12 protein-coding genes are annotated in these 12452 nt (G+C 56.8%); 7 read left to right on the forward strand and 5 right to left on the reverse strand.

Features of this window, described 5'->3' with window-relative positions; all coding sequences use genetic code 11:
- The first annotated feature begins 9 nt into the window (after window positions 1-9).
- Genes ACR0EN_RS09510 through ACR0EN_RS09525 form a run of 4 tightly spaced genes read left to right on the forward strand, consistent with a single transcriptional unit; the run spans window position 10 to window position 4172 of the window.
- The gene (locus tag ACR0EN_RS09510) at window positions 10-522 is read left to right on the forward strand and encodes a DUF6468 domain-containing protein (protein WP_170819183.1); all 513 of its coding nucleotides are present in this window, start codon (window positions 10-12) and stop codon (window positions 520-522) included.
- A complete protein-coding gene (locus ACR0EN_RS09515) occupies window positions 519-1112 on the forward strand; it encodes a MotE family protein (protein WP_480586398.1) in 594 nt (197 codons plus the stop codon). Before ACR0EN_RS09510 ends, ACR0EN_RS09515 begins: the two co-directional genes overlap by 4 nt.
- Window positions 1113-1158: 46 nt before the next feature.
- On the forward strand, window positions 1159-2028 hold the full coding sequence (gene motA / locus ACR0EN_RS09520) for a flagellar motor stator protein MotA (protein ID WP_170408548.1): 870 nt from the start codon (window positions 1159-1161) through the stop codon (window positions 2026-2028).
- On the forward strand, window positions 2025-4172 hold the full coding sequence (locus tag ACR0EN_RS09525) for a hypothetical protein (protein WP_170819182.1): 2148 nt from the start codon (window positions 2025-2027) through the stop codon (window positions 4170-4172). The genes motA and ACR0EN_RS09525 overlap by 4 nt, the downstream gene beginning before the upstream one ends.
- A 680-nt stretch (window positions 4173-4852) precedes the next feature.
- On the opposite strand, the gene betB is transcribed toward ACR0EN_RS09525, so the two are convergent.
- Window positions 4853-6307, reverse strand: coding sequence for a betaine-aldehyde dehydrogenase (betB, locus tag ACR0EN_RS09530; protein ID WP_480586401.1), 1455 nt, complete (start codon window positions 6305-6307; stop codon window positions 4853-4855).
- A 191-nt stretch (window positions 6308-6498) separates the two neighbouring features.
- Between betB and ACR0EN_RS09535 the strand changes: the two genes are divergently transcribed.
- A complete protein-coding gene (locus ACR0EN_RS09535; RefSeq protein WP_170394874.1) occupies window positions 6499-6828 on the forward strand; it encodes a hypothetical protein in 330 nt (109 codons plus the stop codon).
- Between the two features lie 6 nt (window positions 6829-6834).
- On the opposite strand, the gene ACR0EN_RS09540 is transcribed toward ACR0EN_RS09535, so the two are convergent.
- Both ACR0EN_RS09540 and trhO read right to left on the reverse strand, forming a co-directional pair.
- Entirely contained in the window at window positions 6835-7335 is a 501-nt protein-coding gene (locus ACR0EN_RS09540; RefSeq protein WP_170636577.1) for a potassium channel family protein, read from the reverse strand.
- 64 nt (window positions 7336-7399) lie between these two features.
- Entirely contained in the window at window positions 7400-8305 is a 906-nt protein-coding gene (gene trhO / locus ACR0EN_RS09545; RefSeq protein WP_170636578.1) for an oxygen-dependent tRNA uridine(34) hydroxylase TrhO, read from the reverse strand.
- 96 nt (window positions 8306-8401) lie between these two features.
- Between trhO and pncA the strand changes: the two genes are divergently transcribed.
- Entirely contained in the window at window positions 8402-8995 is a 594-nt protein-coding gene (gene pncA, locus ACR0EN_RS09550) for a bifunctional nicotinamidase/pyrazinamidase (RefSeq protein WP_170515163.1), read from the forward strand.
- Between the two features lie 3 nt (window positions 8996-8998).
- On the opposite strand, the gene ACR0EN_RS09555 is transcribed toward pncA, so the two are convergent.
- The gene (locus ACR0EN_RS09555; RefSeq protein ID WP_170737168.1) at window positions 8999-9529 is read right to left on the reverse strand and encodes a hypothetical protein; all 531 of its coding nucleotides are present in this window, start codon (window positions 9527-9529) and stop codon (window positions 8999-9001) included.
- Between the two features lie 164 nt (window positions 9530-9693).
- Here ACR0EN_RS09555 and pncB point away from each other — a divergent pair, with 164 nt between their 5' ends.
- Complete coding sequence (gene pncB / locus ACR0EN_RS09560; RefSeq protein WP_480586403.1) at window positions 9694-10986, forward strand: nicotinate phosphoribosyltransferase; 1293 nt, start codon at window positions 9694-9696, stop codon at window positions 10984-10986.
- Here the strand turns inward: pncB and ACR0EN_RS09565 are convergent.
- Window positions 10983-12434: an aldehyde dehydrogenase family protein gene (locus tag ACR0EN_RS09565; RefSeq protein ID WP_480586406.1), complete on the reverse strand. Its 1452-nt coding sequence runs from the start codon at window positions 12432-12434 to the stop codon at window positions 10983-10985. The genes pncB and ACR0EN_RS09565 overlap by 4 nt on opposite strands.
- Between the last annotated feature and the right edge of the window lie 18 nt (window positions 12435-12452).

The following is a 12452-nucleotide window of genomic DNA, read 5'->3' on the forward strand; positions in this document are numbered from 1 at the left end:
GAGGCGATGGTGGAGTTGATTGCCGATATTCTGCTGGTTGCGGGCGCTCTTGGGGCTGGTCTGTATTGTTTCGTTCTGTCGCGACGCCTGAAGCGGTTTACCGATCTTGAGAAGGGTGTGGGTGGCGCCGTTTCTGTGCTGTCCTCGCAAGCAGAAGAGTTGCGAAAATCGCTGGATAGCGCGCGTCAGGCTTCGGATGATTCCGGCACCGCGTTGCAGACGCTGACCGAACGGGCGGAAACCGTCGCACAACGATTGGAGCTTATGATGGCCTCGATGCACGATGTCGTTCAGGAAGAGCCCTCTGAGCCGGACGTTCCCATGGATCAGCCAGATGACGCACCTGCTGAGGACAGGTTTGAGCAGCCCGGCGAAGCACAAGAAACTGCATCCGATCCGTCTGGTGAACCAACTGAGGTCTCGACTGAGCCATCGGAAGCACCACCAGAGCCGCCCGCAAAGAAACCAGAAGGCCTGATGTTCTTTCGGCACGCCGCTCCATCTGGCGGAGCAGCGAAATGAGTCGCAACCGGGCAAAAGCGCCTGATCGCCGAGCGCGCGGCGGTGTTCTGACCGTCATTTCTTTGCTGATGGTCGGCTCTGCGATTATTCGCATCGGGCTTGAGGCCGGGCCTGCACTTGCCCGCGGCGCAGCACCAAACATGGCCTCGCCGGTCGGTGGTGAACGCAAAGAGGCGAATGCGGCAGATCTACAATTGCTGCTTACGGAACTATTGCGCCGTGAAAAGACTCTAAACCAGCGTGAAAGCACGATTTTGGACCGGGAAAGGGCGCTCGACATTGCCGATCAGGCCATCGAAACCCGGCTCACCATGCTGGAGGACGCCGAGAACGCTCTGCGTGAAACGGTGGCGATTGCCGAAAAGGCCGCCGAAAACGATCTGACACAACTGACTGACGTGTATCAGAGCATGAAGCCCAAAGATGCCGCCGCGTTGTTCGAAACGATGGACGCGGTATTCGCCGCTGGCTTCCTGTCTCGCATGCCACCGGAAGCTGCCGCTGAAGTTATGGCCGGTCTCAGCCCCGAGGCTGCTTACACCATCAGCGTGATCATGGCCGGGCGCAATGCACGTGCCCCACAGGAATGACCCTCATGGCCATATCTATCTGCACCCTCAACGCTGGAGACCTTTCATGATCGGGCTCATCGGAATTGCCGTCATCTTTGTCATGGTATTCGGCGGCTACCTTGCCGCAGGCGGAAAGATGGCCATCATTATGAAATCACTGCCCTTCGAGATGATGATGATCGGAGGGGCCGCAGTCGGCGCATTTCTGATCAGCAATGATATCGGCGGCGTAAAACACACCGCCAAGGATATCGCGAAAGTTTTTAAAGGACCCAAATGGAAGCCCGAGGATTATCGCGATCTGTTATGCTTGTTATTCTCTCTGATCCGGATCGCACGCGCGAACCCGGTCGAGGTAGAGCAGCACATTGAAGAGCCAGGAAGCTCATCGCTCTTTTCCGCATATCCCAAGATTCAAGCCGACAAAGAAGCGGTGGACCTGATCTGTGACACCATGCGCTCGGCGGCGATGAACTATGACGACCCGCACCAGGTTGAGGAGGTGCTGGAGAAGCGGATGGAGGCGAACTTCCACCATGCCATGCATTCAAGCCACGCGCTGCAAACCGTTGCTGACGGGTTGCCCGCTCTGGGGATCGTGGCCGCCGTTCTGGGTGTGATCAAGACGATGGGATCAATCGACCAACCACCGGAAGTCCTAGGTAAGCTGATCGGCGGCGCGTTGGTTGGGACGTTTCTGGGGGTTTTTCTGGCTTATGGATTGGTGGGCCCTTTTGCGGGCAAGCTGAAATCTGTTGTCGAAGAAGACAACCACTTTTACCAACTCATCAAAGAGGTTCTGGTAGCTAATCTTCACAACCACAACGCGGCCATGTGTATAGAGGTCGGCCGCCAGAACACACCGACCCACAACCGGCCCGGTTTCTCGGAACTTGAAGACGCGCTTAAGGAACTCAAGCAGGCTGCAGCATGATCCGCGCATTGTCTTTGGTCTTGCTCACATGGGGCACAAGCGCGTCAGCACAGGCTTTGACCGTGCGATCGGGCGAGCATGAGGGATACACGCGTCTGGTGGTACAGGTCCCCTCTGGCACCGGTTGGATGTTGGATCCGGTCGAGAACGGCGCGCGGCTGAGCATTGGCATCGATAATGCGACATTCAACACTGCAGCTGTCTTCGACCGCCTGTCGGGGAACCGTCTGCAATCGCTTCAACAGGCCGGGCCAGGTGCAGCGTTGGAGATGACATTTGGGTGCGACTGCGTGGCAACGGCATTTCTGCATCGCCAAACTATGGTTGTCATAGATATCGCACCCGGCCAGGGTACACCTGCAAGTGACCCGGTAGAGCCAGAGGCGCTTCCCAGGACTGCGAGTATCCCGGCCCAAAAACCCTTACCTACTGATATTCCAGCCACCGAACTGGCCTTGCCTTTGCTGCAATTAAATCAACGAAATTTTGAGGAGCAGTTGGCATCACGTATATTGCAAAGCGCTGATCGAGAGGTTGTTGATCTTGAACTGGCAGGTGTCGGACGCAGGGAATCGTCCAGTTTTGGGCCGCTGCGATCTTCGGAAAAGCTGGTGCCAAATCTGCGACTGTCTTCGGTGCTCGATGAGGTTTCGGGGCTGAGCAATCTGGCAGTTCCTCAGATTGATAGCAAACCGGAATGTATCACGGACAGCGAACTGGGTTTTGAGACATGGTCGGGCGCTCGATCATTTTCCGAGGATGTGGCCGAATTGCGGGTCGGGTTATTTCAGGAATTCGATCGTGTCGACCAGGCGTATGCAATGGATTTGGCGAAGCTCTACACGTATTTTGGGTTCGGTGTAGAAGCGCACCAAGCCCTGTCTTTGTTGTCGGAGACCTCGGTTGAGCAGCGCAGAGTAGCGGCCATCGCATCAGTGATGGACGGGTTGCCTGCGCCGACGCCGAACCCTTTGGAAGGACAGCAAAGATGTGATGGTGCCGCCGCACTCTGGGCGCTTTTGAGTAAGGGTAAACTTCAATCCGATGCGCATGTGAAGGCGATCGAACGCAGTTTTGGTCGGCTGCCGTGGCATCTCAGGCAACATCTCGGCCCGGATATCGCCGAGATGTTTGTCTCGGCAGGCCGACTGGAAGTATCGCGCCGGATCTTGCGTGCGGTCGAACGGGTCTTAGAGGACGAACCCGCTGATGTAACCTTCGCCCAAGCCAAAATCGCGGATGCTGCAGGGGATACCGATACAGCAGAAACGCTGTTGACCGAGGTCATATCGGCGCCCGATGCCGCGACCGATGCGCCGTTGGCACTTGCGCGGTTGATCGAAAAGCGGTGGTCGGACCGGGGTACGGTCTCGCCCCGCGACCTCGATTTAGCTGCAAGTTATGCGCGCGAGCTTCGGAAGTCCGAACTTGGCCCGATGTTGGCGCGTGCACACGCTTTGGCGATGGCTTTGTCGCAGGAATTTACCGGAGCTCTTGCCAGTTTTGAGGATGTCTCAGATTCCGACGAATGGCAGAGGACACGAGATCAGGTATTCCAATTGCTGGCGGAGCGGGCGGACGACATTACTTTCCTGCGCCATGTGATGGAATTGAAGGACAGGCGACGCAACGCGCTGGCGGTCGAAACTGCCGTATCCATGGCAGAGCGATTGGCTGACCTTGGGTTTTCAGCGCAGGCTTACGCGCTGGCAAACCGACCGCAAGATCGGGAACGCAGCCGTGATCGTGCTCGGCTTCGGGCAAAGGCGGCTCTGATGGACAACCGTCCCCGTCAGGCGCTGCTGGAAATCGCGGACGATTCCTCGGACACCGCACAAGAGTTACGCGCCCAGGCCATGATGCAAACACAGGATTTCGATGCCGCCGCGCGCGCATTACAGGCAGGCGGGAAGCACGAGATGGCCGATCGATACAACTGGTTGGCGGGCTCCGGCGGTGCGGATGATGCGAGGTCAAACACCTTCACCGATTTGTCCCGCATCCGAACATCCCTGATCAAGCCTGTTGCGCGGCAGCCGGACAAGCCGTTGTCGGACGCCGCAATGCTATTACAGGACAGCACCATCGCACGCGCGCAGATCACTGAAATGCTTGAGACAGTGCGCGCAATCGACCCGAACTGAACCTTGGAAGTCTGTTCTTGCAGAGACAAGTGTAACTGCTTTGGCCTGTAGGCTGATAGACGCCAAAATCAGCCTCTAACAAAGGTATTGAATTCATTTGGACTTCCTATGCGCCAATCCATGATGCCCATGGGACAGTGGCGGTAAACTCAGTGAACGTGTCGAAGATCTACAGCTGGCTCAATGATCATTCAGGACCACCGCACGCGTTCAAGTGTGCTGGTTCTTGGACAACTCTATCTGAGATTACGATCACCACATCTGCCCTTGGTAAACCGGGCCGAGTGACTCGGACTTTCTGAAACCGTATTCCAGGGCACTACGGTTGCCACATCGGGATCCGGCAGACCCGCCCCAGAAATGTGTTCAGCCCAGATGCGAACATGCACCGCCAAAACAATCGCTACAATTGGCATTGCGTATTGTGCCGGGGACATGGTCTGGGGTTGGCCCGAAGATAGCTCGCCCTTTCCAGCATCGCCACGTCAATCCAACCAAACTTGGCCAGATGATAAAGGATCAAACTGCACCGATCACAAAAGCTTGGGCGTGGGTTTTCACAGGCTGATCTCCGGTTTGCGGAGGAGGCGTCTTGAGGAATTTAGCCATATGTACGAACCGGCATGTGCTCTGTCCCCGACGTGAACCATCAAGAACAGAGACTATTCAACCGGATTTACTCAGTATGGGGCCTCCACATCATTCATCGAGACGTAGACTGTCTTCATCTCGCTGAAGTGGTTGATCGCCAGTTTTGAGTTCTCGCGCCCCACGCCCGACATTTTGGACCCGCCGAACGGAGCCTCAACCGGGGCGAGGTTGTAGGTATTGATGTAACAGGTCCCCGCCTCAAATCCGGCCACGATACGATGGGCGCGAGTCAGGTTGTTGGTGAAAACGCCGGCGGCCAGGCCAAACTCGGTTTCATTGGCACGGGCCAGAACCTCTTCTTCGGTGTCGAAGTCCAGCACCGACATCACGGGGCCGAAAATCTCTTCGCGCGCGATCGTCATATCGTCGGTGACATCGGCAAAGACCGTAGGTTGCATGTAGAAGCCATCGCCTTCGACCCGTTCACCGCCATAAACTAGCCGCGCGCCCTCGGCTTTACCTTTTTCGATATAGCCCAGCGCGATATTCATCTGGTTTTCGCTGACCATCGGACCGAAGTTGACTTCTTCATCCATCGGATCGCCGATTTTCACCGTAGAAAGGCGCTCAGACAGGCGCTTAAGGAACGCGTCTTTGATGCCCTTTTGTACAAACACGCGGGTACCGTTGGAACAGACCTGCCCCGAGGAATAGAAATTTCCCAGAATGGCGCCTGACACGGCATTTTCGATGTCGGCGTCGTCGAACACGATCATCGGGGACTTGCCACCCAATTCCATGGTGACATGTTTCATGCTATCGGCGGCAGCAGCGTACACCTTGCGGCCCGTTGGAACCGACCCTGTTAGCGAGACCTTGGCCACTCGGGGGTCGGTCACCAGGCTGGCGCCTACATCACCGTAGCCCTGAACAACGTTATAGACGCCTTTGGGTGCACCTGCCTCGATCAAAATCTCGGCTACTTGCAATGCCGACAGCGGAGTAGTCTCGGAAGGCTTGAAGATCATTGTGTTTCCGCACGCCAACGCCGGGGCACCCTTCCAGCAAGCGATCTGCGTCGGGTAGTTCCATGCCCCAATGCCCACACAAACGCCGAGCGCCTCGCGGACGGTATAGACAAAATCCCCGTCTGCCAGAGGGATATGTTCTCCGGTCAGCGAGGCCGCCAGACCGCCAAAATACTCCAGCGCATCCGCGCCGCTGGTAGCGTCGGCCACCAGCGTTTCCTGCAAAGGTTTGCCGGTATCATGGGTTTCGATGATCGATAAGTCACGATTGCGATCCCGCATGATGTCGGCCGCGCGTCGCAGCACACGGCCTCGCTCGGTGCCCGATAGGGCAGCCCAAGCCGCTTGGGCCGATTTTGCGCTGTTTAGAGCCTTTTCAACAATCTCAGGCGTGGCGGAATGTAGCCGTGCGATGACCTCTCCGGTGGCGGGGTAGATAACGTCGATGGGCGCGCCATTGGTGTCCTCGACATACTCGCCATCGATGAAATGGCTGGCCTTAGGTTGAAATTTCATGCCGGTTCCCTCTGTGTTCAGAAATCTCTTTAGGCAAAAAGATCGCGTGCGTTGAGGATCGAATTATCGATTATTGACTGATCAGTCAATCAAGCCGCGGATTGGCAGGTTCTCGCCTAATCCAAAGGGTCTTCCCTTGAAACGAAAGGTTAATGTTCTATTTATGTTCTACATAGTCAGAGGATTACCCGATGGCCCAGAACATGCGAAATTCCGCCCTGAGCGGCCCGACAAACGACTATCACCTGCTGCCAGTTACAGATCGGCAGATGCGCTTTGCCCGCGCCATCGCGCAACAATCAGCGCTTGAGATTCCGGTCGAGGCGCAGCGTGACCGCAAATCCCTGTCGGACTGGATTTCAGCCCATAAGCCGCATGATCCGTCGCCCTTTGCAAACTACCCAACAGGTAAGCAGGTTGCTTTTGCCGAACGTATCTCGCGCAGCAAGCGCCGCCCGATCCCGTCCGAGTGTTTCCGCGACAAACAAATGATGTCGCGCTGGATCGATCATAATAAATAGATCGCTCTATTTGCCGTGGTTGCGCGCGTATAGCGCGACGGCGGCGGCCACAAACATGCCCAACAGGATGTAACCCGTCACAGCCTCAGCCACAGCCAGCCCACGGCAAAAGCCGGTTGGGGACATGTCCCCATATCCGACCGTTGTGAAGGTGACGTATGAGAAATACAGTATATCGGCTGGCCCTTCGGCGCCGATCACACAATGGTCGTTATATCCAAACGCGCCGTAGACGGCTGCGAACAGGAATGGCACGACCTGGATGAAGGACACCCCCATCAGGAACAACAACCTCCGGGGGGATTTCACCTGGGTCATGTAGTACCAGGACTGCGAAGCGATCCAGATAAGAAGGCCTACCGAGGAAAGCGTGCCAATGGTGTCGCCTGCAGTGGCTTCGTTCAGGCGCGACAGACCGTACCACGCAAGAAAGCTTGCCAAGACCAGTCCAAGCGCCGCCAGAAAAGTTGATTTCCATTCTTCCAGGGTTCTGGGTTCGTGGGTCATGAGCGCTCCGTCGGTTGGGTTTGCGCACAATCATCCGATTTCAAACGTGGCCTGCAAGCTGATTTCAGTCAGAACCCAGATGTTCCTCGCCCCGCGCGCGGGCCAGCTGTATCTGCTTTTGCCGCTCGCGAAACCGCGCCTTGTCCTGTTCTGAAGTCTCATTGATACACCGATGGCAGGATACGCCATGCTCGTATTCAGGGCGTTTCACATCTTCGGGCAGGATCGGGCGACGGCAACCATGGCATAGCTTGTGCGGCCCCTCGACCAGACCATGACCAACTGAGACGCGGTTGTCGAAGACAAAACACTCACCCTGCCAAGTGCTGTCTTCGGGTGGCGTTTCTTCCAGATACCTCAGGATGCCACCCTTCAGGTGATAGACATCCTCGACCCCTTGCCCCAGCAGATAATTGGTGGATTTTTCGCACCGGATGCCACCGGTGCAGAACATGGCAACGCGTTTGTTGTGAAAACGGTCCTTGTTCTGTTCCCACCACGCCGGGAAATCGCGGAAACTGGCCGTGTTTGGGTCTATTGCACCCTCAAACGTGCCAATCGCCACCTCGTAATCGTTGCGGGTATCGATCACCACCACATCATCTGAACGGATCAGCGCGTTCCAGTCCTCAGGCTCGACGTAATTCCCGACATTTGCGCGGGGATCGACATCGGGTTGCCCCATAGTCACGATCTCTTTCTTCAACCGCACCTTCATCTTGCCGAACGGCGGATGGTCCGAGGTCGCCTCTTTCCACTCAAGATCACTGCATCCTGGCAACGCACAGATATGCGCCAGAACCGCATCGATACCTGCGCGGGGTCCGGCGATGGTGCCATTGATCCCTTCTTGCGCCAACAGCAGGGTGCCTTTTACCGACTGCGCGCGGCAAAGCTCGTGCAAAGCCGGGCGCAGCGCATCTGGGTCGGGAAAACGCGTGAAATGATATAGGGCAGCGATTGTGTACATGTGGGCGATCTAATGCCCTTGGCAAAAACACACAAGAGACCGGATTGACGATACCCGCTGCGCACCATACCGATAACACGACTTTAGGAGGCCAGCATGTCCCACGCCCTGCTCGTTATCGATGTTCAGAATGACTTCTGCCCAGGCGGCGCGCTTGCTGTTGCCGGAGGGGACGAGATCGTCGCACCGATCAATGCGATCATGGATACGTTCGATACGGTGATCCTGACACAGGATTGGCACCCGGCGGGGCATTCTTCATTCGCCAGTTCTCATACTGGCAAAGCGCCGTTCGAGATGATCGACATGCCTTATGGCCCTCAGGTCTTGTGGCCCGATCACTGTGTTCAGAGCAGCGCAGGCGCGAACTTCCATGCGGATTTGCGAACAGATGGCGATCTGATCATCCGCAAGGGATTTCGCAGCGCAATCGATAGCTATAGCGCGTTTTTCGAAAACGACCATTCCACGCCCACTGGTCTAAAAGGCTATCTTGAGACGCGCGGGATCACGCAGCTGACCATGGTCGGTTTGGCGACAGATTTCTGCGTGCATTATTCGGCGGTAGATGCGGCACAGCTGGGGTTTGATGTCACCGTCTTAAGCAACTTGTGCCGCGCCATTGATATGGACGGATCTTTGGCTGTCGCAGAGCAGGCCATGCGCGCAGCAGGTGTGACACTGGCCTGAGGATCAAAGCGCGGCACCATGCTCGGCCAGCAGTTTCAGAAACACAAACAGGATCACGGCAAGACCTAACGCGAAACCGATACGCCCAGAAACCGTGCGACGCTTTGGACGCACTGTTCTTGGGCGTGGCGCTTGCAATGGTCGCTCGGGCATTTTCCGGTTCACGGTCCCGGGCTTTGCGGTCCTGATATGGCCCAAGAAGTGATGGAAATCGAACTCACCACTATACTCTCCCTGGACACCCATATTCCGGATATTCGCAAAAAGCCGCTTTAGGATCAGGAGGCGATCTTCAGCCTCTTCTGGCCGAAAATAACCTCGGGCAAGATGCCCATCCGACTCGTCCAGGCTAAATCCTGATTCCAGAAATATTCTGCGAATCTTGGGCGATGCAGCGCGCAAAGCGTCTGCCGTCTTGATATCCCTGAACCGCGCCCGCACCGGGGGCCGCCCAGTTATCGATGTTTGCCCATGCTCAGGATCAACCTCATCCGGAGCTATTGCAACAATGTCAAAATCGTACTCGAGACTCATTCACTAACTTCAACCTTCAGTTCCATCCCCACCCCTCACTAAAGCGTGAAGGAAACCCACAATAAGCCCGTAATGTGTTCTGTCGTGGGCATTGTTCCCAATTCCGCGACTCTTGCCATTTCGTGCTCCGATTGATCTAACAACGGAAATTGCAGGAGGTCCCCATGGTCGATATCGCGACGCGGGTCTACAATCATAAATGGAAGATTGACCCGATTATCCGGTCATTGATCGACACAGATTTCTACAAACTGCTGATGTGCCAGTCAGTGTTTCGAAATAAGCCCCAAACCGATGTGGTGTTTTCGCTGATCAACCGGTCGAATCACGTGCCATTGGCCCGTTTGATCGATGAAGGCGAGCTGCGCGAGCAGTTGGATCACATCCGCTCGCTAAGTCTGAGTCGTGGGGAAAGCACGTGGTTGCGGGGCAATACATTCTACGGCAAGCGTCAGATGTTCCGCCCGGATTTCATGGAATGGTTCGAGAACCTGCGCCTGCCCCCTTACCACCTGGAGCGTAAGGGTGATCAGTATGAACTGACCTTTGAGGGTAAGTGGCACGAGGTCATGCTATGGGAGATCCCGGCGCTGGCCGTACTGATGGAATTACGCTCACGCGCGGTTCTGAACGATATGCGCCGGTTCGAACTACAGGTGCTCTATGCCCGTGCAATGACACGCGTATGGGAAAAGATAGCCCAGCTTCGCACTATTGAGGGGCTTGGGATCGCGGATTTCGGCACGCGGCGGCGGCATTCCTTCCTTTGGCAGGACTGGTGTGTGCAGGCCATGATTGAAGGTTTGGGCTCGTCCTTTACCGGAACGTCCAACTGTCTGATCGCAATGCGACGCGAAGTTGAGGCTATTGGCACCAACGCACATGAACTACCTATGGTGTATTCTGCGCTCGCCGAAGACGACGCCGCGCTTGCGCAGGCGCCCTATGACGTCCTTAGCGACTGGCACGAGGAACATGATGGAAATCTGCGCATCATTCTGCCCGACACGTATGGCACCAAAGGGTTTCTGGACCGCGCGCCTGACTGGCTGGCAGGCTGGACCGGCATTCGCGTTGACAGCGGCGACCCCGCTACCGGCGCAAAAATCGCAATAGACTGGTGGAAATCACGCGGCGAAGACCCGACGCAGAAGCGGGTTATTTTCTCGGACGGGTTAGATGCGGACAAGATACGCGAATTGCACGCTCAGTTCGCGGATCAAACCAATGTCTCGTTCGGCTGGGGTACGTTGCTGACCAATGACTTCCGCGAACTTGTACCGAATGACGCATTGGCTCCCTTTTCGCTAGTCTGCAAGGCGGTCTCGGCCAATGGCTACCCGACGGTCAAACTATCTGACAACCCAGAAAAGGCGATGGGACCCGCCGAGCAGATTGAGCGGTACAAGCGCGTCTTTGGCGTTGGAGCGCAGGAGCCGATCGAAGTGATCGTTTAGCCGTGGTAGGCCGCAACCGTTTTCAGTTGTGAGAAACCATAAAGTGCCTCGAACCCTTTTTCGCGGCCGTGGCCGGATTTTCCAACGCCGCCAAAAGGCAGCTCGACACCTCCGCCCGCGCCGTAGTTGTTAATGAACACCTGCCCCGAACGCAAACCCTTGGCCAGCCGCATCTGCCGCCCACCATCTCGGGTCCAGACGCTGGCAACAAGGCCATATTCGGTGCTATTTGCTATGGTTAGAGCCTTTTCCTCGGTGTCAAACGGGATCAGAACCTGTACGGGGCCAAAGATCTCATCCCGCGCCAAGGCATGATCGGGCGGCACATCCGAGAACAATGTGGGCCTGACATATGCGCCGGATTCGGGTGCGCCAGCCGCAATCTGGCCCTCGGCGGCAATCGCCAAGTCCGAGCCTTGGTGAAGGAAACCGGTCACGATTTCTTTTTGCCGTGTTGAGATCAGCGGACCAACGCGCAAATCCCGGATCGCCGGACCGACGGTAAGCTCTTGGTATGCCAAGGCCATACGGGATTTCACCGCATCATAAACACCGCGCTGCGCCAGAATGCGCGACGAGGCCGAGCAGGTCTGGCCCGCATTCTGTATACCCGCATTCACCAGATACGGCAGCGCGGCATCCAGATCGGCGTCATCGAAAACCAGTTGCGGCGACTTGCCGCCCAGTTCCAGTGTCACCGGAACAACGTTTCGACCCGCCGCCTGCTGAACCAACGCGCCTGTCGCGACCGAACCGGTGAATGAAATGTGATCCACACCCGGGTGTGCCGACAGGGCCGCGCCCGCCTCAGCCCCCAGGCCGGGCACCACATTCAGGGCACCAAGCGGAAGGCCCGCCTGTATCGCCAGATGCGCGAAGGCCAGTGCGGTCAGGCAGGCCTCTTCCGCCGGTTTCAGAACACAGGCGTTACCCATTGCCAGCGCCGCCCCGACAGAACGGCCAATGATCTGCATCGGATAATTCCACGGCACGATGTGGCCGGTCACACCGTGCGGCTCGCGCAACGTGTAGACGGTATAGCCATCCAGATAGGGAATGGTCTCGCCCATCACTTTATCCGCAGCACCACCATAAAATTCGCAATACCGCGCCAATGCTACCGCATCTGCCCGCGCTTGGGTCAACGGTTTGCCGACATCCATCGCCTCTAGCTGTGCCAGATCATCCACTCGGTCCAGAACCAGTTGCCCCAGTCGGGTGAGGATACGCCCTCGCTCCAGGGCCGTCATGCGACCCCAATCGCCATCGCACGCGGATCGGGCGGCCCGCACTGCAGCGTCGATATCGGTTTGGCCACCTCGAGCGATCTGGCAAATTTCGGAACCGTCCGAGGGATTCACCAGCGGCAAGGTTTGACCGGACGCGGGCATTTTCCATTCTCCGCCGATCAGGCAAAGGTTGGGATCGAACCAGTGGGGGTTAGTCATCGGAAGCTCCAATATCAG

It is taken from the genome of Ruegeria sp. AB7, from assembly GCF_056542625.1.

What these genes read in the sequence shown, in the direction of transcription:
- ACR0EN_RS09515 (WP_480586398.1), top strand. Translation starts at nt 519, where the DNA reads ATGAGTCGCAACCGGGCAAAAGCGCCTGATCGCCGAGCGCGCGGCGGT.
- ACR0EN_RS09565 (WP_480586406.1), bottom strand. Translation starts at nt 12,434, where the DNA reads ATGACTAACCCCCACTGGTTCGATCCCAACCTTTGCCTGATCGGCGGA.
- motA (WP_170408548.1), top strand. Translation starts at nt 1,159, where the DNA reads ATGATCGGGCTCATCGGAATTGCCGTCATCTTTGTCATGGTATTCGGC.
- pncA (WP_170515163.1), top strand. Translation starts at nt 8,402, where the DNA reads ATGTCCCACGCCCTGCTCGTTATCGATGTTCAGAATGACTTCTGCCCA.
- ACR0EN_RS09555 (WP_170737168.1), bottom strand. Translation starts at nt 9,529, where the DNA reads ATGAGTCTCGAGTACGATTTTGACATTGTTGCAATAGCTCCGGATGAG.
- ACR0EN_RS09525 (WP_170819182.1), top strand. Translation starts at nt 2,025, where the DNA reads ATGATCCGCGCATTGTCTTTGGTCTTGCTCACATGGGGCACAAGCGCG.
- betB (WP_480586401.1), bottom strand. Translation starts at nt 6,307, where the DNA reads ATGAAATTTCAACCTAAGGCCAGCCATTTCATCGATGGCGAGTATGTC.
- pncB (WP_480586403.1), top strand. Translation starts at nt 9,694, where the DNA reads ATGGTCGATATCGCGACGCGGGTCTACAATCATAAATGGAAGATTGAC.
- ACR0EN_RS09535 (WP_170394874.1), top strand. Translation starts at nt 6,499, where the DNA reads ATGGCCCAGAACATGCGAAATTCCGCCCTGAGCGGCCCGACAAACGAC.
- ACR0EN_RS09540 (WP_170636577.1), bottom strand. Translation starts at nt 7,335, where the DNA reads ATGACCCACGAACCCAGAACCCTGGAAGAATGGAAATCAACTTTTCTG.
- trhO (WP_170636578.1), bottom strand. Translation starts at nt 8,305, where the DNA reads ATGTACACAATCGCTGCCCTATATCATTTCACGCGTTTTCCCGACCCA.